The following is a 22529-nucleotide window of genomic DNA, read 5'->3' on the forward strand; positions in this document are numbered from 1 at the left end:
GGGCTGCTCCCAGGTCGCTACGGGTACGAACCTTGAAATCGTAGCCGACGTGTGTATGCCGCCCGCTTCCCGTTTTACGGGGTGGACGCGGGCGGCATACGGGGAGCTCGTGGTGGTGGGTTCCCTTACGGCGGTTCCCTTACGGGCGCCAGCCCGCCAGTACGCCCTCGTACAGCTCGGCGTCCGTCAGCTCGCGGGGGGTGGGGCCCGCGTGGAAGAAGGACGTGTTCGGGGTCTTCAGCTTGCGGAGGTAGTCGAAGGCCTTGTTGTCGTGCTCACCGAAGGCGACGAAGGAGAAGAAGACGTTCGGGTGGGTCTTCGCGGCGTTCGTCAGGGCCTGGGTGGCGGGGGTCTTCGCGTCCGGGGCGCCGTCCGTCTGGAAGATCACCAGGGCCTTGTCGGCGGGGGTGTGGTGCTTGTCGTGGTGGGCGAGTACGGCTTCCACGGCGGCGTGGTAGCTGGTACGGCCCATGCGGCCGAGGGTGGCGTGCGTGTCGTCGACGGTCTGCGTGGTGTCGGGGGTGAGGTCCGTGGTGCCGTCCACTTCCGTGGAGAAGAAAACGACGTGGACGGTGGGGGTGTCGGCCGGGTCCAGCTCCGTCGCGAGGGCGAGGGTCTGGTCGGCCAGGGCCTGGGCCGAGCCGTCCTTGTAGTACGGGCGCATGCTCGCGGAGCGGTCGAGGACGAGGTAGGTCTTCGCGGGGGTGGCGAGGTTGGCCTTGGCGAGGGCGGTGGCGACGGGGGTCGTCGTCTCGGCCTGGTCCGCCTCGGCTTCGCCTTCGGCGGCGGACTCGTTCCCACCCGCACCACCCGTGCGGCTTTCGTTGTCGGGTGCGGGTGGCCCCTGCGGGGTGTGCTCGCCGTCGGCGGCCTCGGGTTCGGCGGTGGTGGCCTCGGGTGCAGTGGTGGCTTCCGCCGGCGCCGGGTGCTGCTCCGGCTGGGGTTCCGCGTCAGTCGTCGGCTCGGTGGCCTCGGACACGACCGTGATGTCGAGTTCGCTCGCCTCGATCTCCGTGCGCTGCGCGGGCACCTGGGGCGTGGCCTCGGGGATCTCGGGCTCGCTCGGCTCCGCCGGGGCCGTCACCTCGGCCGCGGTCTCGGTGACCGCGACGTTCTCCGGCTCGGCCACGGCCTCCGCGAGGTCCGGCTGCGCGACCTCGGTGGCTGCCGTCTCCGGGGCCTCGGCCTCGCCCGGCTCGGCCGCAGTCGCCGCTCCCGCGTCCTTCGTCTCGTCCGTCTCGGCCGGGACCGCCGACGCCTCGGTGATCTCGGGCTTGTCCGTCTCCGCCGCGGCCACGGACGACTCGACGACCTCGGACTCGTACGGCTCCGCGGTAACAGCCGTCTCCGCGACCTCAGCCTCAGCCGGTTCAGCCGTAACCGTCGGCTCCGCCGCAACCGCAGCCTCGGCCGCAGCTTCCGTGACCTTGGGCTCGCTCGGCTCCGTCGCGACCACGGACACCTCGGTGACCTCGGCCTCGTCCAGCTCACGCGTTTCAGCCGTGACCACCGACGCCTCGGCGATCTCGGCTTCCTTCGGCTCAGCCGTCTCGGTGGCCTCGGGCTCGCCCGGTTCCGCCGTAACCGCTTCCTCCGCGACCGCGGCTTCACGCGGCTCCGTCGTAACCGACGTCTCCGCCACCTCGGCCTCGGTCGACTCAACCGATGCCGCGACCTCAACCTCGTCCGGCTTCGCCGCAGCAGCCGCAGCAGCCTCAGCCGTACCCCGGGTCTCCACAGCACCCGGCTCGGCGGCCAGTTGCCTCGGCACCGTTACGTCGTCGAACGCCGCCGAGACCAGCTCGTGTTCGCGGGGTTCCGGGACGGTTGGCGCATTCTCTGGCTCGGCGGGACGCTCTTTGCGGCGGCCGAACGCGTTCCTCAGGAGAGTGAGAATGCCCATGTGCGCAACCCTTCGCGTGAGTTGATGCCGATCGCTGGCCAGGACGGACACGTAAGGTTAGCGGCCCTGAGGCGCGGGTTCCGGCCGCACCGGGGGTGTCGTCAGTGGGGTGTCGCGATCGCGCGGGCGGCGGCGACCTCTTGGCGGAGCGGCTCGAGGACGCTGTCGGAGGGTCCGGTGAGGTCGGTGCGGACGGCGGTGAGGGTGTCGGTCTGCCGTACGGATTCGGCCAGTTCACGGAGTTGGCGGGCCACGTGCTGGACCTCCGCGGGGCACGGGGGCGGGGCTCCGTGGCGTACGCGGACCCGGGCCGCGGTCGTCGCGTCGACGATGCGTTCCACGGCGACCACCAGCGGCCACCAGGCCGCCGCACGGCGTCCCGTGGGCGGTGGTTCGGTCAGGGCGCGCTGGAACTCCGTCCGGATGGTGGACAGATCGCGGTACAGGCGGCGTCGCATCCGGGTACGGGAGGCGGGTGCCGTGGCCGCGCCGAACGCCGCCTCGACGTACGCCGCCGTGTCGGCGACCGCGTCCGCGAGCCGGTCGCCGACCCGGCTGTGCCAGCTCTCCGGCCACAGCAGATACCCGGCGACGAGCGCGATCCCGCAGCCCATCAGGGAGTCGAGGAGCCGGGGCAGCAGCAGGCCGACGCCCTGGTGGTTGAGGATGTCGGAGAGGAGCAGGATGACCGGGGTGATCGCGGCGGTCTGGTAGCCGTAGCCGCGCGGGGTGAGGGCCGGGACCAGCGGGGCCAGCACCATCATCACCGGGACGTCCCACCAGCCGAGCGGTACTTCGGCCAGCACCGCCGCCGCCAGTACGAGGCCCACCACCGTGCCCAGCGCCCGCAGCAGCGCGCGGGAGAACACCGAGCCGAAGTCGGGCTTGAGGACGAAGGTGATGGTCAGCGCGACCCAGTAGGAGCGGGGGACGGGCACCAGGGAGACCAGGGCCTGGGCGATGCCGATGCATAGGGCCAGACGCAGGCCGTAGCGCCAGGAGTTGGCGGACAGCACGACGTTGCGCGCGGCCCGCGAAGTGCGGGCGCGCAGCGGTACGGCGTGGTCGTCCACCCCGAGCGGGTCCACGTGCGGGGCCGCGACCACCTCGGCGGCGTGCCGCAGCGCGTGGTCGAGGGCGCGGGCGGTCTCCGTGGTCGGCGGGGGCGGCTCGGGCAGGTCCAGCCGGCCGGTGCGGCCCGCCGCCACGTCGTCGGCCAGGCGGCGCACCGTCTCCGGGACCTCCGGCGGCAGCGGCTTGCCGGTGAGGTCGACGGCGGGCGCCGCCTCGATCACCGGCGTGATCGCGTTCAACTGGGCGATCAGCCGGGTGAGTTCCGGGCTGCGCGCGTGGTGCAGGGCGCGGTGGCCGAGCAGGACGTCGTACGCCTGGTTCAGCGCGCGGGTGACGTCGAAGCGGGCGGCGACGTACCGCTCGGGAGGTCCGCCGCAGGCGGCCAGCAGGTCGGCGACCCTGCGGTAGGCGAGGGCGACGGAGCCGCGTTCGGGCACCCCGGCGCGCAGCGGCCAGGCGAGCAGGGCGAGCACCAGGACCAGCAGCCCGCCGCCGGTCATCAGCAGCGGCGCCAGCCACCAGGGGCGGGGCAGCGGCAGGCCCGCGCCGACGACGCAGTTGAGCAGGAGCAGTAGGCCCGACACGGAGGCCACCGTGCCGATGGTCGAGATCATCCCGGAGACCAGCGCGACACCGGTGACGACCCCGACCGCCGGCCAGCCCTGCCCGAAGACGAGCGTGCCGAGGATGACGCCGACGGCGCCGACGAGCTGGGGTACGGCGATGGTGATGACGCGCATCCGGTAGGCGTCGGCGGTGTCGCCGATGACGCCGTTGAGCGCGCCCATGGAGGCGAGCGCGCCGTACGCGGGGTAGCCGAGCGCGAACCCGAGCGCCAGGGGGAGCGCCAGGGCGATGGAGGCCCGGGCCACGGCGGCCCAGTTGACCGGCGCGGGCTGTGCGCGGAGGTTCCGTACCAGCCAGTCGGGAGGGGTGAGGCCGATCGGGAACTCTCGGGACATGCGCCCATTATGGTCGCTTCGCCCGGTGATCCTCCGGTTCCCTGCTCTGCGCCCCCCGGTCCCCCGCTCTACGCGTCCACCTCTTCCAGGAACGCCCCCAGCACCCGGTTGAACTCCTCCGGCCGCTCCAGGTTCGGCAGATGGGCCGCGCCGGGTACGACGTGCAGCCGGGAGTTCGTCAGCGCCCGGTGCATCGCTTCCGCGTCCGCGACCGGTGTGTACGTGTCGTCGGCGCCGGCGATCACCAGGGTGGGCGTGGTGAGGTCGGCGAGCAGTGGCCGGTAGTCGGGGCGGGCCGCGCGGCCGCGCAGGGAGGCGGCGGCGCCCTCGGGGTCGGTGCCGGTCATCATGCGGTGCACGTGCGCCTTGACGGCGGGGTCGGCATACGGGGCGACCATCCGTTCCAGCACCTCGTCGGCGTACCCGGTCATCCCCTCCGCGAGCAGTCGGTCGGCCATGGCGTGCCGGGACCGTACGCCCTCGGGGTTCTCGGGCTCGGGGAAGGTGTCCGCGAGGACGAGGCCCCGGACGCGGGCACCGAACCGCCCCGCGCACTCCATGGCGATCTGCCCGCCCATGGAGAGCCCGGCGAGCACGAAGGCGCTCACCCCGAGGTGGTCGAGGAGGCTCTCGATGTCGCGCGCGTGCCGGGAGAGCGGGACCGTGCCGGGGGTCACCGGCGAGGCGCCGTACCCGCGCAGATCGGGGACGATCACCCGGCGCCCGGCGGAGAACTCCGCGAGCTGCGGGGCCCACATCGTGCGGTCGAAGGGGTGACCGTGGACGAGGACCAGGGGCAGGCGGCCGTTTTCGGGGCCTTTGTCGTCGTATGCGAGGAAGGGGGGCATGGGATCGACCCTAGGAGTCGCGTCCGACTCGGTGCAATGAAATCTTTGCCCTCGGTGCAATGGGAACGCCTGGCTGGAGAGGGTGAGTTGTGGACGGGACACGGGGAGTCGGGAACGACTATCGCCGCATCGCCGACCGGATAGCCGCCGACATCGCGCGCGGCCGCCTGCGGATCGGCCAACGCCTGCCTCCGCAAAGGGCGTTCGCCCGCCGCCACGGCATCGCCGCGTCCACCGCCGAGCGGGTCTACGGCGAACTCGCCCGCCGGGGACTGGTGGTGGGTGAGGTCGGCCGGGGCACGTTCGTGCGCGCCACGGTGCCGGACGCGCAGCCCGGGCACGCGCTGACGGAGACTTCCTGCGCTCCCGCGACGGTGAACCTGGAGCTGAACTACCCCTGTGTGGAGGGCCAGTCGGAGCTGCTGGCCCCCGTCCTCGCCGAACTCCTGCGTCCCGATGCCCTCTCCGAAGCACTGCATCTGCCCGCCCCGGCGGCGGGAACGGAAGCGGCGCGGGAGGCGTTCGCCGGACTGTTCCCCCGGGACTCCCTGTCTCCCGACGGAATCGTCTTCACCGGCAACGCCCGCCAGGCCATCGCCGCCACCCTTGCCTCCCTGGTCCGCCCGGGCGGCCGGATCGGCGTCGAGCCGCTGACGTATCCGCTGGTGAGGGAGGTAGCGGCCCGCCTCGGCGCCACGCTGGTCCCGCTGGCCACGGACGAACGCGGCCCCCTCCCCGCGTCCCTCGCCGCCGCACACCGCTCGGCGCCGCTGTCGGCGCTCTACCTCCAGCCGACGCTGCACAACCCGACGTCGCGGACGCCGGACGCGGAACGCAGATCCGAACTGGCGCAGGCGATAGTGGACTTGGGGATACCGGTGGTGGAGGACCGCGTGTGGTCCTTCCTCCACGAGGGTGACGAGCCGCCGTTCTCGGCGCTCCTCCCCGGCCTCGGCCACGTCGTCGACAGCCTGTCCAAGCGGGTCGCCCCGGGCCTCACCGTGGGCTTCGCCGCCGTACCGCCCGCGCGGGCCGGTGAGGTGGCGCGGGCGGTACGGTCCGGCGGCTGGAGTGCGGGGTCGCTGGCGCTGGAGGCGGCGGTGCGATGGATCACCGACGGCACGGTGGACCGCCTGACGACAGCCAAACGCGCGGACGCCCGCCACCGCCAACTCCTCACCACCAAGGCCCTGTCCGGCTTCCCCCTGCTCACCGCCCCGACCTCGTACTTCGCCTGGTGGCCCCTCCCCACCCCCTGGCGCGCGGACACCTTCACGGCGGCGGCCCGCGCCCGGGGCATCGCGATCACCCCGGGCACGGCCTTCGCCACGTCCCCCGCGCACACCCCGGACGCGGTACGGCTGGGGCTCGGCTCGGTGCCGGAGGGGGAACTGGTGCGGGCGTTGGGGGTGTTGGCGGAGGTCGCGGCGGAGGGGCCCGGTGCCTCCGTCACGGGACTTCCAGCTCGGGAAGTCCCAGGAAGCGGGTGATCGCCTCCACCGTGCGTTCCTCGTGGTCGAGTTCGTCGGCCTCGGTGAGGGGATCGGTCAGATGGGCCTCGGTGAGGGCCGGGAGGAAGTGGTCCGGGGCATGGCCGGCTCCGTCGTCGAGGGACTCGAAGCCGAGGGCGGTGTGGAGGCGGCCGTCGCGGTAGTACTCGAACCAGGGGCCGTGGGCCTTCGCCAGGCACGGTTCGGTGACGAAGACCGCCAGTTCGGCGCCGGGCGGGCACAGGGCGGCGTAGTGGGCGCCCTCGTAGTCGCCGGTGGCCGCGGAGTCCCAGGCGTGCATGTCGTGCATGAGGACGCCCCAGTCGTCGCCCTTGCCGTACGCGCGGGGGCGTCGGTGCTGGTCGAGCAGGCCGCGGGTGAGCGCGTCCAGGGAAGTGCCGCGGAAGAAGACGACGTTGGTCTCCTCGCCGGTCATCGGGCGGTCGTTCATCCAGCCGAGGGGTCCGTGTATCCAGTGCCTCATGGGGCGCACGCTAGGCCCCGGCACTGACAGTGCCCGGCCCTCGGTGCCCCGCGTTCAGACCTGGGCCCGGCCGTCCTCCTGGACCTGGTCCGGGGACGTGGGCGGCCGGTTCTTGCGCTTCTCCTCGGGCTTGCGGGGTTCCTCCGGGCGGGCCCGGCGCCGGGTCAGCCAGGTCGTCAGGGCCACCGTCACACCGAGGGTGAGCAGAAGCCAGGAGACCGTGCGGAGGGTGGCGGTGAGGGTGTCGTAGACGGCGGCGGCGACCGGGTGGGGGACGTCGGGCGGCAGGTCGGCCAGGGTGAGGGCGCGGCCGACGGTGAGGGCGAGGGCGAGCAGGGCGCCGCCGAGGGCCGTGCCGAGCGAGGTCGCGACGATCGCGCGGCGGCGGCTGACGGCGAGGGCGATCCCGGCCGAGGCGAGCACGACGGCCGCCACCGGCAGCCAGAAACCGGCGACTTCCAGCATGTGGTACCCCTTGCGGAACCGGGTCAGGTCGCCCGCCGGGAGCACCGGGACGACGGTGTGCTGGACCGGGATGCGGGCGGCGAGCGGTACGTGGTCCCGGGTGAGCTGCTGCTTGACCCGGGCGGTGACGGGGGCGAGGTCGACGGTGACGGCGGAGCCGGGTGCCCCTGTGGTGGGCCCCTCGTCGCGCAGCGCGCGCAGCACCGCGTCGTGGGTGATCCGGTTGCCGGTGTCCCAGGCCAGCCGGAAGGCCGGGGTGCGGGTGAAGGAGCGGACCGCGTCGCGCACGAAGGGCCGTACCGAGGCGCGTACCGGGCTCATGTCCATGCGCTGGTCCGCCGCGCGCAGGATGCCGTCCCCGACCGCCTCCGCGATGGCCTCCCGTACGTCCGGGTCGGCGGCGAGCGGCGCCATGGTGGTGACGTACCGGCCCGTGTCGGTGAGCGTGTACGCCGCCCAGGCCGCCGTCGCGCCGAACGGCACGAGGAGGCAGGCCAGCGCGATCAGCGCGGCCGACACGACGCTCCGGAGACGAGGGGACACCCTTCCAGGCAAGGGGCGGCGGGGGTGGCGCGCGAGCGGACACGGCCCGTACGGGGGAATCCGTACGGGCCGTGTGAGCCGTGTGGGTACAGCCGCGTGGGCTCAGTGGACGCGGTGTCCTGCCGCGTCCTCGCGGGTGTAGAAGCGGTAGAAGAACACGATGAACGTCACCACCGCGACCGCGATCGAGTTCCCCACCGAGCGGTAGATCGAGTCGCCGGTCTGGCTGTAGAGGAAGCCGAACGAGCAGCCGATGAACACCGCCCAGGCCGCCGCGTGCACCTCGCGTCGCAGCCGGGGGGCCACGGTCAGCAGGGCGATGAGCACGACCGCGAACACGAGGGCCGTGAGGAACCCGAAGAGCAGGTTCCAGCCGGTGATGGGGCCGCCGGAGCGCCGGTTGGCCGCCGCCCAGTAGCCGTAGATCAGCCCGAGCAGTACCGGTACGACGATCCTGAGCATCCGGTGGGTGCGGGCGTCGAGCACGTTGGGCGTCGGCCCGGTGCGGGCCGGGCCGCCCCGGCCGGAGGTACGGGCGCCGCCGGTCCGCGCGCCGGACGCGGGTGCCGCGTGAGCCATGAGAGCGCTCCTCTCGCCTGGCATCCCGCCCGACGTCGCCCGACATCGCGTGACGTCGGGCGGGATGCCGCTCCACACTCCAGATCACACCGGGGGCGACGGCCCGGCAACTCGGCGGGGGCCGCCCGTCCCGGTGCCCGGATGCGCGTGACGTGCGTGCGTGTTTCGCTGAAGCCACGCAGGGCCCGGCCGCCCTGCCGCGGACGGGTTCGTGACGGAGAGGGCCTCGTGGAGCGGATCGACCGCCGGAACCGGCAGCGGGAGTGGTTCCGTGTCGGCGGCTGCGACGTGGCGTGGCTGGTGCCGCTGTCGCTGCTCATGGGCATCGCGGCGGTCGACCTCCTCACCAGTGAGCAGTTCCGGATCGTCTCCTGGATCGTCCTGGTGCCCAGCATCGCGGCCGCGCTGTGCGGGGTGGGGGCGACCGTCGTGTTCGCCCTGCTGTCGCTGGTCACGTACGTTGCGGTGGACACGGTGTACCCGGACCAGTACCGGGCCGGGAACGCCGACTTCGTGCTGGTCGCGCTCGGCGGCGCGCTGGCCGTCGTCGCCGCCGAGCTGCGGGTCCGCCGGGAGCGGCGCGAGGGTCACATGCGGGACATCGCGGAGACGACCCGCCGTACGGTGCTGCGCCCGCTGCCCCCGGGCTGGGCGGGGCTTGAGCACGCGGGGGTGTATCTGGCCGCCGACACCGACGCGCGGGTGGGCGGCGACTTCTACGACATCCAGCCGGGCCCGCACGGCACCCGGGTCCTCGTCGGCGATGTGCAGGGCAAGGGGCTCGGCGCGGTGGAGACGGCGGCGGCGCTGCTCGGCACCTTCCGCGAGGCGGCGTACCACGAGCCCGACCTCGCGACCGTCGCGGACCGGCTGGAGATCCGCATGTACCGCCACCGCGGCCACACGGCCGCGCTCGGCCGCTACGACGGAGAGCGCTTCGCCACCGCCGTCCTGCTCGGCTTCTCGGAACCGCACGGCGACACGGTCGAGGTCATCAACTTCGGCCACGAGGCGCCCCTGGCCGTCGGCCCCCACGGCGTACGTCCCCTCCCCGGCACCGCACGTCTCCCGATCGGCTTCGGCCATCTGACGGGGGACCTGGCGAGCGACCTGACGAGCGACCTGGCGGGTGGTCCGGCCGGCACCCCGGCCGGCGCCTCGGCGGAAGCCCCGGCGGCGGTCCCCGCCCCCGAACTCCATCCCGACGAGACCCTCCTCGTCGTCACCGACGGCGTCACCGAGGCCCGCGACCGCGGCGGCGAGTTCTACGCGCTCGTACGCGAGCTGGACCGGGCGGTCACCCGTGACCCGGGGCGCGCCGCCCCGGACCGGCTGGTGCGGGCCGTGCGGGACGGGGTGCTGCGGCACACGCGGGGGCGGCTCGCCGACGACACCACCGTGTTCGCGGTGCGGCGGCTGCCGGACGCGTCCGGGTAGGCGGACGTCCGCCGTCCCGCGCCCGCCCCCGCAGGGGGGACCTTCCCCGTCCCCGGCGTGCCCCCGGCGCCCCACCGGTTACGGTGCTCGCAGGGTGATCCGAACAGGGGAGGCGTGATGCCCGGAACCGTGCTGTTGCTCGCGGCCGCGCCGTTGGGGCGGGGCCGGCAGGTGGACGCGGCCGGGGTGCTGCCGATACTGGCCGCCGTCGCCCCGGGGGTGCTGTCCGGTACCGACACCGCGAACGTGGTCGAGCTGGCCGACCCGCTGGACCCGCAGGCCGTGCTGACGAGGCTGCGCGCCGCCGCGGCCGCGCCCGGACCGCTGACGGTGTACGTCACCGGGCAGCTGCAGCTCGACCGCCGCCAGCACCTGCCGCATCTGGCGCTGGCCCGCACCACGGCGGCCACCGTCCGGTACACCGCCCTGCCCTGGCACTGGATCAGGGAGGAGCTGCGGCTGCGCCCGGCCGGGGCCACCACGCTCGTCGCGGACCTGCACGCGGACGCCGAGACCTGGGGCCATCTGCTCGCGCACCCGCTGGACTCGGGCCGTACGGCCGAGGTGTACGGCCGGATCGCGCCGTCGGCCGCCCGGCGCGGGATCGCGCAGCCGACGTACATGAAGGCGGTGGCCACGCTGCTGCGCAGCGGGCACCGGCCGCCGCTTGCGGAGCTGCACCGGGCGGCCCTGGACCGGATCGCGGACGAGCTGCCCACGAACCTGGTGCTCACCGCGCCGCCGCGTCCGGCGGGCGACCCGCACGCCGAGCTGACCGCCGCCGTGCGCGCGGGACGGCACGCCGAGGCGGACGCGCTGGCCGCGCACCACCAGCAGGCGGCGGCCCACGCGCGCGGCCCGGCCTCCGAGGACGCGCTGCACTGGGCGGAGGTACGGGCCGACCTCGCGATGTTCGCGGGCGACCCGGCGCGCAGCTGCCGGGCCTGGCTGGACGTGGCCGGGGTGCGGCTCGCCGCCGGGCAGGCGCCGGACGCGCCCGCGGTCGAGGCGGCCGCCGACCGCGCCCACCACCAGTGGGGCCGGATCGACGACCCGGCCCGCGCCCGTGAACTGGGGCCCGCGCTGGCCGACTTGAGGCTCCGGGTGCCGGGACGGCGGGACGGTGCCCTGGACCATGTCCGGCGGGAGCTGCACAAGCTGTCGGAACGTCAGGCCGACGTCACCAGGTGAAGCCCTGCTGGATGTCCATGCACGCGTCGGCCTTCTCGCCGTTCAGCACGGCGGCGCTCTCCGGGACCTTCTTCGGCTTGGGCTTCGGGAAGGTGTCCCCGGTGCGCCAGTCCGCGCCGACGACGAGCGTCACGCCCTGGACGTCGTCCGACTGGCGGGCCCGCTTGAGCGGGATGTGCAGGGCGTCGGCCACGGCCTGGGCGTCGCCCTCCTGGTCGGGGCCGGGGTAGAGCACCTCGGTGTCGGGCTCGGTGGCGGGGGTGGTGTCGGCCGAGGCACCGGAGAAGCCCTGGTTCTGGAGGAGCTTGGTGACGGCCGAGGCGCGCTGGGGGGCCGGGGCCTCCATGGCGGTGCCCGTGCCGTTGCGGACCTGTACGGCGATGTCGGCGGGCAGGGCGGCCGGGTCGGTGGAGGTGGCGGCGGGCGTGGGCTTCTTGCCGGCGAGGCCGGTCAGCGCGTCGTCGTCGCGGACCATGGAGATGAGCTGTTCGGCGTCGCCCGGGGCGGGCACGAGCCGGTTGTGGTCCTGGGCCCACTGCACGGTGGGCAGGGTGGTCATGGTGATGCCGTCGGTGGGCACCTTCTGCAGCTCCATCGACAGGTCGTACAGCTTCTTGACCGTGCCGAGCCCGTCGTCCACGGTGAGCGCGTCGGTCGCGGCCTCCGCGAGCTCGCGCATCTCCGTGGGGTTGCCGAGCCGGGCGTTGGCGCGCAGCTGGCGGACCATGGAGTTGATGTACATGTGCTGGGCGTGGGTGCGGCCGATGTCGGTGCCGTCCTCGAAGCCGTAGCGCGTGCGCAGCCACTGCAGGGCCTGCTGGCCCTTGACCGGGTGGGTGCCCTTCTCCAGCTTCAGGCCCGAGCCGTGGCCGTCGGCGGTGTGCGAGTAGACGTTGTCCTTGACGCAGACCGGGACGCCGCCGATGGCGTCCGCCATGGAGACCACGCCGGAGAAGTCGACCATCATGAAGTGGTCGATGTGCACCCCGGTCAGCTCCGTCCAGGTGGCGACCGTGCAGCCGGGGCCGCCCCGGCCCAGGGACTCGTTCGCCATGGAGAGGGAGAGCGCCGGGTACACCTTCCCGGTGTCCGGATCGGTGCACTTGGGGATCGGGATCATGGTGTCGCGGGGCAGGCTGATCACCGACATGTTGCTGCGGTCGGCCGACAGGTGCAGCAGCATCTGCACGTCCCCGAGGGGCGGGCGGCCCACGTCGCCCTTGGAGCCGCCGAGCTTGAGGTCCGAGGCGGTGTTCCGGCTGTCGGAGCCGATCAGCAGGATGTTCAGCGGGGTCTGGCCCGCGGCGTTCGGGGTGGCCTGCGGCACGGGGGCGTCGCCGAGGTTGAGCCGGGCCTTCTTGATGTTGCCGTTGAGGTGCTCGTAGTAGACGAAGCCCGCGCCGGCGGTGCCGATGACCAGCATCGCGAGGGTGGCCGCGGACCACTTCAGTATGCGGCGCCCGCGCCGGGGCCGTCCCGCGCCCTTTCCGGTGCTCTTGGCGTCCTCGCCCGGCCGGTCCGCGAGTCCTGTCGCGAACTCCTCCGCGCGCAGGCTGTTCGCCGTCATCCCGTGACCTCCCACCCCTGGCCCGGACCCCGGGGCCACCGAAAGAATCGCCCATCGCCGGTCAAGCGGTGGGCGATTGAGCCTGTCGGACAGGCCCTGGGCCACACCGGTCCGGGAGCGCTCACCCTAGCCGCGCGGTTCGCTGTCAACCGTCGGCGGTGAGATATTCCACTCCCGTACAACCGGTGTATTGGGCCTGTTTGTTGGGAAAGGCGCGGTTGGTCTTGGCCACAGTTTTACTTGGAGTTCCTCCGCTGGAGCTTGAAAACCCCTTGCGTGTACGGGCGTTGGGTCACCGCTGGGCGGAACGGGCCGGTGGTGCGGAGGGGGTGTCCGGGGTGTGCGCGGGGCCCGCGTTCGCCGCCACGACCAGCGCCGCGACCGCCACCACGGCTGCCACGACACCCCGGGTGAGGGAACCGTCGGCCGCGTCCCGGCGCGGCCGGGGGCGGGGGAACGCGCCGGTGCGTCCAGGGGCGGCTGATGTACGTCCGGGCACGATGACCTCGTTACGGCGGGTGACGAGTCGGGTACGCGTGAGCCGCCGATTAACCTAGGGCTGCGCGCTCCCAACGACAAGGGGGCCCAAGGGAGTTGGGGAGGACGCCCGATGTGCGAGCGGAACGATCCGGCCGCCGTCGCGGAGGGGTTACGGCGACGCCTGGCGGAGGCCCGCCGCGCGCTGGCCGACGGCGCCGCCGAGGAGGCCGGAGCCTGTTACGCCGCCGTTCTCGCCGAGGTCGAGGAGTACGAGGGGTGCGAGGGGTGCGCGGAACATGGGGAAGGCGAGGAGCGTGCCGAACGCGGGGAACACGCTGAACACGGCGGGCACCGCCTCACCGCCGAACGCGCCGCCGCCCTGCTCGGACTCGGTGAGAGTGCCCTGGAGTCGGGCGAACTGACCGACGCCCTCGGCTACTTCGAGCGCGCCGGGGACCTGCTCGCGGACGGGCCCGCCCCCGCCCGCGCACCGGTCCTGCGCGGCCGCGCCGTGGCGCACTACCTCACCGGTGAACTCCGTTACGCCGTACACCTCCTGGAGTCCGGCCTCGCCGAACTGGCCCGCGCCGAACCGCAGGACCCCGACGCCCTGGTGCTGCTCCACGCCACCGCCATCGGGCCGTACATGGACATGGGCGCCCACCACCACGCCGCCCGCGCCGCCGAGTCCGCGCTCGCGCTCGCCCCGCGGGTGTCCGACCCCGCGCTGGTGGCCCGGGCCCACCGCTCGGTCGCCCGTACCCTGCTCGCCCAGGGGCGGCACGCCGAGGCGGACGCCTCCCTCGCGACGGCCGCGGAACTGTACGACCGCCTCGGGCTGCGCACCGAACTCGCCCACTGCCACTGGATGCGCGGCTACGTCCGTGCCCAGGCCGGACAACTGGCGGGTGCCGAGGAGGAGTTGCGGCAGGCGCTGCTGATGCTCGGGGAGACCCGCGCCGCCCTCTACCGCAGCCAGGTCGCCGTGGAACTGGCCGACGTGCTGCACCGGCGCGGCAGTTCGGGCGACGCCGCCGAGCTGCTGGCCGGGGTGCTCGGGGACTTCTCCTCCGAGCGCGGCGCGGTCCACGCGGCCGCCGCGCACCGGCTGCTCGGCATCATCGCCGAGGACGCCCACGACACCGAGGCCGCCGAGGAGCACTACGTCCGCGCGCTCAGCCTTCTGGAGCGGGCCGGGGCGGCCGGAGATCTGGCCGATCTGTGCCGGTTGCTCGGCGACCTGCTGCGCCGCGGCGGCCGTACGGAGGCGGCGCTGGACGCGTACCGGACCGGGCTCGGCCACCGCACCGCGCCCGGCAGCACCACCCTCGGCCCCGCCCAGCTCTGAGCGCGGTCACACCTGGACGCGCCCCTGCTTGCGCACGTCCGCCAGGCGCAGGGCGCCGATCTGGACGGCGGCCTGCGTCGCGTCGTTCGGCACGTCGCCCAGGCCGCCGTTGGTCAGCGCGAAGGCGTCCTGGCCGACCCGTACGGCGGCCACGTCCAGGGTGAGCAGCACGTCCTGGTCGTCCTCGGTCGTGGTGGCGACGCTGACCCGCAGGCCCTGGCGCTTGTCGCCGACCTCGGGCAGCGGGGCGGCGTTCACCCGTACGTCCTCGACCAGGCCGGTCTCGGTCCTGGCGGTGAAGCGGGCGCAGTCGGCGGGCATCGTGCCGAGCCAGGTCAGCGCGGCGTCCACGTCGGCGGGGCGGCGGGCGGCGATCTGGTAGCGCAGCTGGGCGCCGGTGTCGGGGTCGTCCAGGCCGACGGCGACGCGGGCGGGGGCGCCGAGGAGCGTGTCGGCGTAGAGGGCGTCCAGGAGCGGCTGGCACTGCCCCGCGTCGGTGGTGGCCTTCAGCATCCCGTCCCGCCAGGTGGCCGCGCCGTGTGTCGCGGTCCAGGGGGCGCCGAGGTCGGTCTCGGTGAGGAGCGCGGACTGCGCCTGCGCCTCGGTGAGCACCGCCTTGTCGCCGCCGGGCGCGGCCTTGGAGGAGGCGGGCGGCTTCTCGACGGTCGGCAGCGGCTGCCGGGCGGTCGGGGGGTGCTCCAGACCGAGGGTGGCGCAGCCGCCGAGGGTCAGGACACAGGAGGCGAGGAGGGCGCCGCGCACGGATATCGCACCGGTCCGGGTCGGCAGGGCACCACGGGCGCGTGCGGTCATCGGGGGTGCCTCCTGCTCGCGTGCGGAACGGCTGTTTCCCCCTCACGGCACCACCCCGCGCCCCCTCCCACCAGCGCTCCGGTCCGTCCGGGTGAGTGCGGGGCGCCGCTCCGGCCGACGGGGGTAGGTTCGGTGTCCGCGACCGAGAGGAGCTCGACGTGGCCGAGCGGCCCGCCGTCCCCGTGATCATCGACTGCGACACCGGAGTGGACGACGCGCTGGCGCTGCTGTTCGCCGTCCGGCACCCGGGGCTCGATCTGCGGGCGGTGACCTGTGTGGCCGGGAACACCGACGTGGACGGCGTGGTCCGCAACACGCTGACCGTGCTGGAACGGGCGGGCGCGGCCGACGTACCCGTGGCGCGCGGCGCCGAACGCCCGCTCCTCGAACCCGCCCGGATCGCGCACTGGCACGGCACCGACGGCATGGGCGACCTCGGGCTGCCCGCCCCGGACCGCGCACCCGTCCCCATGGACGCCGTGACCCTGCTGCGCCGCGAGATCCTCGCCTCGCCGCGCCCGGTGACCCTGATCCCGACCGCGCCCCTGACCAACATCGCCCTGCTGCTGCGCACCCACCCCGAGGTGACCCGCAACATCGAGCGGATCGTGTTCATGGGCGGCGCGGTGGGCCCCGGAAACGCCACGGCGGTGGCCGAGTTCAACGTCTGGCACGACCCGGAGGCGGCGGCCGTGCTGCTCACCGCCGGGGTGCCGATCACGATGTACGGGCTCGACGTGTTCACCCGGGTCGTCGTGCCCGGAGCGGACGTACGCAGGCTGCGCGCGAGTGCCGAACCGGGCACCCGGCTGGCCGGCGACCTGCTCGCCCACCGGCCCCCGGCCCGGGGAACCGCGCCCCGGGACGAGGCGGCGGGCGGCCTCGGCGACGCGGGCGCGGTCTGCGCGGTGGCCGACCCGGCGGGCCTCACCACCCGCCGCGTCCCGGTCGAGATCGCCCTCGCGCCGGGTCCGGCCCGGGGCCAGACGATCGTCGACCTGCGCGGCCGCGTCGGGGAGTCGGAACTGCACGACGGCGAGCGGGAACGGCCCTTGGTGGACGTGGGGCTGGACGTGGACGTGGACCGGTACGTGGAGCTGTACCTGTCCACGGTGGAGCGCCGTTAGCGGGATACGGCCGCTCCGCGCATGACTGCGCCCCCGGCAGCCGTGGGGCCACCGGGGGCGGAGTGAAGAGGCGGGCGCCGGGCCCGGTCGTCGGCCCTGACCCCGTCGTCCGGGAGGGCGTCCGGCGCGCACGCCTCACGCCGGGGGCGTTGGGGCGCCCCGTGAGGTCGGTGCCGCGTCGCGCGGGCCGGTGCCGCGCGTCGCGGACGTCAGTGCTGCGTCGCGCGCTTGCGACGGGAGACGACCACGGCCGCCGCGCCCGCCGCGACCAGCGCCGCCGCGGCACCCGCGATCAGCCCGGAGCCGTTGCCGCCACCGGTCTCGGCCAGGTCGCCGGAGCCGCCGTTCGCGGACGGGGAGGCGGACGGCGCGGCCGCGGCGTCCTTGACGTCCGCCGAGGGCGACGCGGAGGAACCGGCCGATCCGGACTCGGCGCCGGTGTCCGTCGCGGCCGACTGGGAAGCGGGCGACTCGGACGCGGGCGCCGCGTCCGACGCGGGGGTGGTGGCCGAGGGGGAGGCGGTCTCGGTCTCGGTCCCGGTCTGCGCGGGCGTCGTCGGGGCCTCCGGGGTCGGCTGCGCCGCGATCGAGCACTCCTTCGTGCCGCCGTTCCAGGCCGCGATCAGCTTGTCCTTGATGACGGCGTGGTCCGGGCCCTTGGGCAGGTCGCCGTGGACCAGACCGTCCTTGGCGTCCAGGTCGCCGTCGAACCGGACCGCGCCCCGGTACAGGTCGACCTGCGCGAAGCAGCCCGCGTCCGGCACGGCGATGTCGAGCGAGTCGGTCCCGCCCGGCTTGACGCTCACGGTGTCGAAGCCGACCAGGGCCTGCTGCCCGGAGGTGGCCCAGGTGGCGCCGTGGGCGAGGTAGGAGGCCAGCGAGGCGGTGCAGGACGCGGCGTCGCCGGCGGCGCGGACCTTGATGTGGACCTTGCCGTCCTCGGTCGGCTTCAGGTTCTGGTCGTCCACCTTGACGGAGGCGAAGAAGCGGGTGCCGTCCAGCGAGAACTCGCACGCGTCGGTGCGGGTCTCGGTTCCGGCGCCGGTGCCCGGGGTGAGGTGGCCGCCGGACTTCCAGCCGTCGCCGCCGGGCGCGTCGTGGGCCCAGGCCCCGGAGGCGGCGGCTACGGAGGCGGCGCACAGGGCGAGCGACGCGGCGCCCGTACCCAGCAGGCGGCGCGCGGTGACACGTCGGGCTATGGACATGGACATCCCATCGGATCGGGGGAGAGCACGCGCGGGGCGCGGAGAGATCACAGGAGACAACCGTGGCCTCGACGGACCCATCGGTCTCGTGCGCCACAGTGTGGAGACATCGTGATCGTCCTTGTGAAAGCTGTCAACCTGCGCTAATGCGCCCGGCGTTCGGGTTCGTGGACCCACCCGGTTTCCGTTTCGGGGCGATGTGGACAGATTCCTGTCGAAGCCCCGCCGGACCCCCGGCACCCCGCCCGAACGGAGCCCGCATGGCACAGCCGTCCGCCGACCTCTCCCCCCGGAACCCCGACTGGTGGCGCCAGGCCGTCATCCACCAGGTCTACCCCCGCAGCTTCGCGGACGCCGACGGCGACGGGCTCGGTGACCTCGCGGGCGTCACCGCTCACCTGGACCATCTGGCCGCGCTCGGCGTGGACGCGGTGTGGCTCAGCCCGTTCTACCCCTCCGAACTGGCCGACGGTGGCTACGACATCGCCGACCACCGGGACGTCGACCCGCGCCTGGGCACCCTGGACGACTTCGACGCGCTGATCGCGGAGGCCCACCGGCTCGGCCTCAAGGTGATCGTCGACATCGTCCCCAACCACACCTCGCATCAACACCCTTGGTTCCAGGAGGCGCTGGCGGCGGGCCCCGGCTCCCCGGCCCGCGCGCGGTACGTTTTCCGCTCCGGCCGGGGTCCGCGCGGTGAACTCCCGCCCACGGACTGGCAGTCGGTGTTCGGGGGCAGTGCCTGGGAGCGGCTGCCGGACGGGGACTGGTATCTGCACCTCTTCGCCCGCGAACAGCCCGACCTCGACTGGCGCCACGACGACGTGCGCGCCGACTTCCTCGCCACGCTGCGCTTCTGGTCCGACCGGGGCGTGGACGGCTTCCGTGTCGACGTGGCCCACGGCCTGGCCAAGGACCTCTCCGAGCCCCTGCGCGACGTGGGCGGCGTCGGCGCCACCGGCGAGGACGCCCTGCCCCTGGTCGAGCCCGGCACCCACCCCTACTGGGACCGCGACGAGGTGCACGGCATCTTCCGCGGCTGGCGCCGCCTCCTCGACTCCTACGACCCGCCCCGCACGGCCGTCGCGGAAGCCTGGGTGCCGGACGCGCGCCGCGCGCTGTACGCCCGCCCGGACGAACTCGGCCAGGCGTTCAACTTCGAGTATCTGGAAGCCGGTTGGGGTGCGGCAGAGCTGCGTGCGGTCATCACCCGCTCCCTCGCCACCGCCCGCTCGGCCGGTGCCTCGGCCACCTGGGTGCTCTCCAACCACGACGTGGTGCGCCACACCTCACGCCTATCGCTCCCGCCGGGCACCGACCTGGACGCCTGGCTGCTCTCCGGCGGCACCGAGCCCCCGCTCGACCCGGTCGCCGCGCTGCGCCGGGCCCGCGCCGCGACCCTGCTGATGCTGGCGCTGCCCGGCGCGGCGTACCTCTACCAGGGCGAGGAGCTGGGCCTGCCCGAGGTCGCCGACCTGCCCGCCGAGGTGCTGCGGGACCCGGTGTGGCAGCAGTCGGGCCACACCCGCAAGGGCCGGGACGGCTGCCGGGTGCCGCTGCCCTGGACGACGACGGGACCGTCGTACGGCTTCGGGCCCGGCGCCGCCTGGCTGCCGCAGCCCCCGTCCTTCTCGGCGTACGCCGTCGAGGCGCAGACCGGCACGGAGGGTTCGACCCTGGAGCTGTACCGCGCCGCGCTGAGGCTGCGCCGCAAGCTGCTGGAGGGCGAGGAGCTGACCTGGGCCCCCGAAACCGCCCCGGACGTACTGGACTTCCGGCGCACCCCGGGCTGGCGGTGCGTGACCAACACCGGCGGCACGGCCGTACCGCTGCCGCCGGGTGAACTCCTGCTCTCCAGCGAGCCGTTGACGGTGTCCGGCAGTCTCCCGCCGGACACCACCGTCTGGCTCGACTAACCGACCGTGGGCGTCGGCAGCGGCTCCGTCGTCGCGCCGGGGACGGTCGACGTGCTGTCGCTGCGGGTGTCGTTGGGCCCGGTGATGCCGTTGATGTTCAGCGTGGAGGAGGTGGGGTTCGGCGGCGGGGTCAGGACCACCTCCGGCTGACCCGGCGGCGGCGGGGGCGGGGTCAGGTTGTCCGTGGGCAGCTTGGGCGGGGTGGTCTGCTGGAAGATGGTCTGGTCGAAGTCGACCAGGCCGGTCTTCTCCATCACCGTGATGTGGTCGAGCACCGTGTCGTTGGCCTGGTTGGCCAGCGCCCGCACCAGCGAGTTCTTGGTGGTGGACCGGATCTTCGCGATGGTGTTGAAGATCGAACCGTGCGTCATCCGCAGGATGTTGGCGAAGTCGGTGTCGAACTGCTTGCCGGTCTCGCCCTTCAGCTGCGTCACGAAGCCCTCCTGCTGGGGGCTCGCGATGTTGGGCAGCGTGATGTTCAGCATCGGGGCGATCTTGCGGCAGGAGGCGTCGAGCGCGGCGTGACCGTCGATCAGGTGCTTGCTGGCCTCCTTGACGCCCGGCGTGGTGCCCTTCTGGAGCCCGATCTGCCCGAGCGGGTACTCCCACAGGCCGGCCGCGCGCACCTTGACCACGAAGTCGCGGTCCTGCTCGGTGAGCGGGCCCCACTGCGTGTTGGCGACGATCCGCGTCTGTGACGCCGTGACGGTGTTGAGGCCGAGCATGCTGGGGTAGGCGAGCGCCGCGAGTGTCAGCGTCATCGCACCGCCCACGAAGATCGTTCCCGTCGCGTTCCGCGAAATTCCCACCGTGCCTCCTGCCCGGTCGTGGTTCCGCCGACAGGCGGTTGGGACGCACAGCAGTACGGATGGGGGAGCCGTTCGTCTCGATGGTCGGGGTAACAATTTCGGTTCGGCCGGGATTGGTCAAACGTTGACCCTTCTCGACAGAAGTTGACCGCCTGCCGGGAGAAGTGGGAAGAAGGCCGCCCCTAGATTCGCCCCATGCCCCCACAGCCACCCGCCGGTCGCCCGGCGGCCCTCCCCGTGCTGCCCTACCGCAAGCCCACCAGGGGACGCGACTACTGGGTCATCGACGACGCGCTGCCCGACCCGGACGCGGTGCGCGAGCGGTGCCTGGCCAAGGACGACTGGGCCAGGGGATACCCGTACACCTCCGAGACCTGGCCCGGACTGCGCGCGATGCCCGGCCTCGAACCCGGTGAACTCGCCCATGTGGAACGGCTGGTGAGGAAGGCGACCGGGGCGGGGGAACTGTGGGTGCAGCGGGCGCCCGGCGGCGGCACCCTCAACCACAACTGCGTCCAGGTGGTCGGCGAGGGCGAGAGCGAGCCCCGTCCGCACGCCGACTCGCGCGCGCTGTGCCGGTACGCGGCCGTGCTCTACCTCAACCCGCACGTGCCGAAGTCCTGCGGCACCAGCTTCTACCGCCAGTCCCTGCCCGGCGGCAGGCTCGGCGGCAACGTCGTCCAGGCCCCGCACAACAACCTCGTCGACGCCCTCGGCACCCGCTTCGTCGCCCCGGACGCCTTCGAGGAGGACGTGGACGTACCCCACCGCTACAACCGGCTGCTGCTCTACCACGCCAACCTCGTCCACAGCGCGACCGGCTACGTCGGCCGGACGCTGGAGGAGAAGCGGATGACGGCGGTCTTCTTCTGGATGGCGTGAGGCCCGAGCCGGACGGTGTGAGGCCCGTGCGCCCGCGTTGAACCGCGGGCTTCGGGGGGCGGCCCGCGCCCGGTGCCGTTCACCCGTTCGGCGTAGCCCCCGTGGTCCCCCGGCCGTACCCGCGTGATCGTCGTAGCAACGACCCTCTCGGGGCGACGACGGCGGAGGTACGGCCATGACCCAGCAGCAGCAGACGCAACCGGCACCTCCGGCCCACGGAGGACTCGCCGAGGGCGGCGCCATCTTCGGAGGCGTCCTGATGCTGATGAACGGCATCCTCGCGATCCTCCAGGGCATCTCCGCGATCGCCGCGGACGACGTGTACGCCCGAATAAATGCCTACGTCTACAAGATCAACCTCACCGGCTGGGGCTGGATCCTGCTGGTGCTCGGTGTCATCGCCGTCATCACCGGCGCGGGCATCCTCAAGGGCCTGGAGTGGGCGCGGATGGTCGGCATCCTGCTGGCCTCGCTGAGCATGATCGCCCAGTTCCTGTTCCTGCCGTACTCCCCGATCTGGTCGCTGATCATGATCGGCATCGACTTCTTCGTGATCTGGGCGCTGGCGACGTACCACCCGGAGCGTCGAACAGCCTGATTCCGCCGCGAAAGCCTCTGGTGCCGGGGGAGTTGAGCCGGTCAGAATCGCGTCGTGGACGAACAGGAAACGACATCGACCGCCCCGGCACCGCAGGTGACCGGACTGCGCCCCGTGGAGACCTCGGCCCGCCTGGCCGGCTGGGCCCTGCTGCTCGCGGGGCTCGGCCATGTCCTGCGCGCCGGGTGGGAGCTGGCGCTCTGGACGGCGGGCGAGCCCGCCTCCGGACCGCCCGACCGGGGCGAGGGAGTGCACCGGCCGCTCAACGGCCTGGAGAGCTCCTACCACTTCGTCACCTCCCTCGCGGCCGCCACCGTGGTGATCTGCGCGTTCCTCTTCATCGGGTGGCTGTGGCGGGTGCGGGACAACTCCGTCGCCCTGACGCGCGAGTCGCCCAAGTACCTCGGTTTCTGGGTGTACTTGGGCTGGGTGCTGCCGGTCTTCAACCTGTGGATCCCGCGCGGCGTCGTCGCCGACGTCTACCGCAAGAGCGCGCCGGGGCGCGATCTGCCCGCCGTGCTCAACGTGTGGTGGGTGCTGTGGCTGATCGGCCTGGCCTGCGGCACCGGCCTGATGTACAGCGACGGCCCCGACCGGCTGATCGAGCGCGCGTACACCGATGTGTGGATGCTGCTCTTCAGCGAGGCGGTGATGGTGGGCGCGGCGGTGGCCGGGTTCTTCATGGTGCGCGCGGTGACGAAGGCACAGCTCGACCGCATCGCCTCGCTCACGGCGGAGCAGCGGATCGAGGGGTAACCCGAAGGCAGTAACCCGCCCTGCGGAGCGAGTGGTTGTGGGCCAGCAT

The 22529-nt window shown here is 73.5% G+C and carries 20 protein-coding genes; 9 read left to right on the forward strand and 11 right to left on the reverse strand.

Features of this window, described 5'->3' with window-relative positions:
• Positions 1-139: 139 nt before the first annotated feature.
• From AB0E91_RS10500 to AB0E91_RS10510, 3 genes are all read right to left on the reverse strand, one after another.
• The gene (locus AB0E91_RS10500; protein WP_361778189.1) at positions 140-1903 is read right to left on the reverse strand and encodes a VWA domain-containing protein; all 1764 of its coding nucleotides are present in this window, start codon (positions 1901-1903) and stop codon (positions 140-142) included.
• A gap of 101 nt (positions 1904-2004) precedes the next feature.
• On the reverse strand, positions 2005-3939 hold the full coding sequence (locus AB0E91_RS10505) for an FUSC family protein (RefSeq protein WP_361778192.1): 1935 nt from the start codon (positions 3937-3939) through the stop codon (positions 2005-2007).
• Between the two features lie 68 nt (positions 3940-4007).
• Positions 4008-4787, reverse strand: coding sequence for an alpha/beta fold hydrolase (locus AB0E91_RS10510; protein WP_361778195.1), 780 nt, complete (start codon positions 4785-4787; stop codon positions 4008-4010).
• Between the two features lie 89 nt (positions 4788-4876).
• Between AB0E91_RS10510 and AB0E91_RS10515 the strand changes: the two genes are divergently transcribed.
• On the forward strand, positions 4877-6277 hold the full coding sequence (locus AB0E91_RS10515; RefSeq protein ID WP_361778198.1) for a PLP-dependent aminotransferase family protein: 1401 nt from the start codon (positions 4877-4879) through the stop codon (positions 6275-6277).
• On the opposite strand, the gene AB0E91_RS10520 is transcribed toward AB0E91_RS10515, so the two are convergent.
• From AB0E91_RS10520 to AB0E91_RS10530, 3 genes are all read right to left on the reverse strand, one after another.
• Entirely contained in the window at positions 6237-6761 is a 525-nt protein-coding gene (locus tag AB0E91_RS10520) for a hypothetical protein (protein ID WP_361778201.1), read from the reverse strand. The genes AB0E91_RS10515 and AB0E91_RS10520 overlap by 41 nt on opposite strands.
• A 54-nt stretch (positions 6762-6815) precedes the next feature.
• Entirely contained in the window at positions 6816-7769 is a 954-nt protein-coding gene (locus tag AB0E91_RS10525) for a hypothetical protein (protein WP_361778204.1), read from the reverse strand.
• Positions 7770-7871: 102 nt separating this feature from the next.
• Positions 7872-8348, reverse strand: a complete 477-nt coding sequence (locus AB0E91_RS10530) for a hypothetical protein (protein WP_361778206.1) — start codon at positions 8346-8348, stop codon at positions 7872-7874.
• 228 nt (positions 8349-8576) lie between these two features.
• Between AB0E91_RS10530 and AB0E91_RS10535 the strand changes: the two genes are divergently transcribed.
• Together AB0E91_RS10535 and AB0E91_RS10540 are read left to right on the forward strand one after the other, a co-directional pair.
• The gene (locus AB0E91_RS10535; protein WP_361778209.1) at positions 8577-9785 is read left to right on the forward strand and encodes a PP2C family protein-serine/threonine phosphatase; all 1209 of its coding nucleotides are present in this window, start codon (positions 8577-8579) and stop codon (positions 9783-9785) included.
• A 117-nt stretch (positions 9786-9902) separates the two neighbouring features.
• Entirely contained in the window at positions 9903-10976 is a 1074-nt protein-coding gene (locus AB0E91_RS10540; protein ID WP_361778212.1) for a hypothetical protein, read from the forward strand.
• Here AB0E91_RS10540 and AB0E91_RS10545 read toward each other — a convergent pair.
• Both AB0E91_RS10545 and AB0E91_RS10550 read right to left on the reverse strand, forming a co-directional pair.
• On the reverse strand, positions 10966-12543 hold the full coding sequence (locus AB0E91_RS10545) for an LCP family protein (protein ID WP_361778215.1): 1578 nt from the start codon (positions 12541-12543) through the stop codon (positions 10966-10968). The two genes, AB0E91_RS10540 and AB0E91_RS10545, sit on opposite strands and share 11 nt — an antisense overlap.
• A gap of 292 nt (positions 12544-12835) precedes the next feature.
• A complete protein-coding gene (locus AB0E91_RS10550; protein ID WP_361778218.1) occupies positions 12836-13042 on the reverse strand; it encodes a hypothetical protein in 207 nt (68 codons plus the stop codon).
• Positions 13043-13153: 111 nt separating this feature from the next.
• Between AB0E91_RS10550 and AB0E91_RS10555 the strand changes: the two genes are divergently transcribed.
• On the forward strand, positions 13154-14371 hold the full coding sequence (locus AB0E91_RS10555; RefSeq protein WP_361778221.1) for a tetratricopeptide repeat protein: 1218 nt from the start codon (positions 13154-13156) through the stop codon (positions 14369-14371).
• Between the two features lie 6 nt (positions 14372-14377).
• Here the strand turns inward: AB0E91_RS10555 and AB0E91_RS10560 are convergent, their stop codons facing one another.
• Positions 14378-15184 carry a hypothetical protein gene (locus AB0E91_RS10560; RefSeq protein WP_361778224.1) on the reverse strand — a complete coding sequence of 269 codons (807 nt, stop codon included), beginning with the start codon at positions 15182-15184 and terminating at the stop codon, positions 14378-14380.
• 158 nt (positions 15185-15342) lie between these two features.
• Between AB0E91_RS10560 and AB0E91_RS10565 the strand changes: the two genes are divergently transcribed.
• Positions 15343-16311: a nucleoside hydrolase gene (locus AB0E91_RS10565; protein WP_361778226.1), complete on the forward strand. Its 969-nt coding sequence runs from the start codon at positions 15343-15345 to the stop codon at positions 16309-16311.
• 209 nt (positions 16312-16520) lie between these two features.
• On the opposite strand, the gene AB0E91_RS10570 is transcribed toward AB0E91_RS10565, so the two are convergent.
• Positions 16521-17516, reverse strand: coding sequence for an LAETG motif-containing sortase-dependent surface protein (locus tag AB0E91_RS10570; RefSeq protein WP_361778229.1), 996 nt, complete (start codon positions 17514-17516; stop codon positions 16521-16523).
• 260 nt (positions 17517-17776) lie between these two features.
• On the opposite strand from AB0E91_RS10570, the gene AB0E91_RS10575 reads away from it, so the two are divergent.
• Positions 17777-19435 (forward strand): glycoside hydrolase family 13 protein, encoded by a 1659-nt coding sequence (locus AB0E91_RS10575; RefSeq protein ID WP_361778232.1) that lies wholly within the window; start codon positions 17777-17779, stop codon positions 19433-19435.
• Here AB0E91_RS10575 and AB0E91_RS10580 read toward each other — a convergent pair.
• Positions 19432-20208, reverse strand: coding sequence for a DUF4142 domain-containing protein (locus AB0E91_RS10580; protein ID WP_361779053.1), 777 nt, complete (start codon positions 20206-20208; stop codon positions 19432-19434). The two genes, AB0E91_RS10575 and AB0E91_RS10580, sit on opposite strands and share 4 nt — an antisense overlap.
• 231 nt (positions 20209-20439) lie before the next feature.
• Here AB0E91_RS10580 and AB0E91_RS10585 point away from each other — a divergent pair, with 231 nt between their 5' ends.
• From AB0E91_RS10585 to AB0E91_RS10595, 3 genes are all read left to right on the forward strand, one after another.
• A complete protein-coding gene (locus AB0E91_RS10585) occupies positions 20440-21126 on the forward strand; it encodes a DUF6445 family protein (RefSeq protein ID WP_361778235.1) in 687 nt (228 codons plus the stop codon).
• 175 nt (positions 21127-21301) lie between these two features.
• Complete coding sequence (locus AB0E91_RS10590) at positions 21302-21724, forward strand: hypothetical protein (RefSeq protein ID WP_161178104.1); 423 nt, start codon at positions 21302-21304, stop codon at positions 21722-21724.
• Between the two features lie 54 nt (positions 21725-21778).
• Complete coding sequence (locus tag AB0E91_RS10595) at positions 21779-22480, forward strand: DUF4328 domain-containing protein (RefSeq protein WP_361778238.1); 702 nt, start codon at positions 21779-21781, stop codon at positions 22478-22480.
• Positions 22481-22529: the final 49 nt, after the last annotated feature.

Source organism: Streptomyces sp. NPDC026659, assembly GCF_040638245.1.
GTDB lineage: Bacteria > Actinomycetota > Actinomycetes > Streptomycetales > Streptomycetaceae > Streptomyces.

Coding starts and splice junctions, on each gene's coding strand:
- AB0E91_RS10560 (WP_361778224.1), bottom strand. CDS start 15,184: ATGACCGCACGCGCCCGTGGTGCCCTGCCGACCCGGACCGGTGCGATA.
- AB0E91_RS10585 (WP_361778235.1), top strand. CDS start 20,440: ATGCCCCCACAGCCACCCGCCGGTCGCCCGGCGGCCCTCCCCGTGCTG.
- AB0E91_RS10500 (WP_361778189.1), bottom strand. CDS start 1,903: ATGGGCATTCTCACTCTCCTGAGGAACGCGTTCGGCCGCCGCAAAGAG.
- AB0E91_RS10505 (WP_361778192.1), bottom strand. CDS start 3,939: ATGTCCCGAGAGTTCCCGATCGGCCTCACCCCTCCCGACTGGCTGGTA.
- AB0E91_RS10590 (WP_161178104.1), top strand. CDS start 21,302: ATGACCCAGCAGCAGCAGACGCAACCGGCACCTCCGGCCCACGGAGGA.
- AB0E91_RS10545 (WP_361778215.1), bottom strand. CDS start 12,543: ATGACGGCGAACAGCCTGCGCGCGGAGGAGTTCGCGACAGGACTCGCG.
- AB0E91_RS10575 (WP_361778232.1), top strand. CDS start 17,777: ATGGCACAGCCGTCCGCCGACCTCTCCCCCCGGAACCCCGACTGGTGG.
- AB0E91_RS10540 (WP_361778212.1), top strand. CDS start 9,903: ATGCCCGGAACCGTGCTGTTGCTCGCGGCCGCGCCGTTGGGGCGGGGC.
- AB0E91_RS10555 (WP_361778221.1), top strand. CDS start 13,154: ATGTGCGAGCGGAACGATCCGGCCGCCGTCGCGGAGGGGTTACGGCGA.
- AB0E91_RS10530 (WP_361778206.1), bottom strand. CDS start 8,348: ATGGCTCACGCGGCACCCGCGTCCGGCGCGCGGACCGGCGGCGCCCGT.
- AB0E91_RS10570 (WP_361778229.1), bottom strand. CDS start 17,516: ATGTCCATAGCCCGACGTGTCACCGCGCGCCGCCTGCTGGGTACGGGC.
- AB0E91_RS10520 (WP_361778201.1), bottom strand. CDS start 6,761: ATGAGGCACTGGATACACGGACCCCTCGGCTGGATGAACGACCGCCCG.
- AB0E91_RS10510 (WP_361778195.1), bottom strand. CDS start 4,787: ATGCCCCCCTTCCTCGCATACGACGACAAAGGCCCCGAAAACGGCCGC.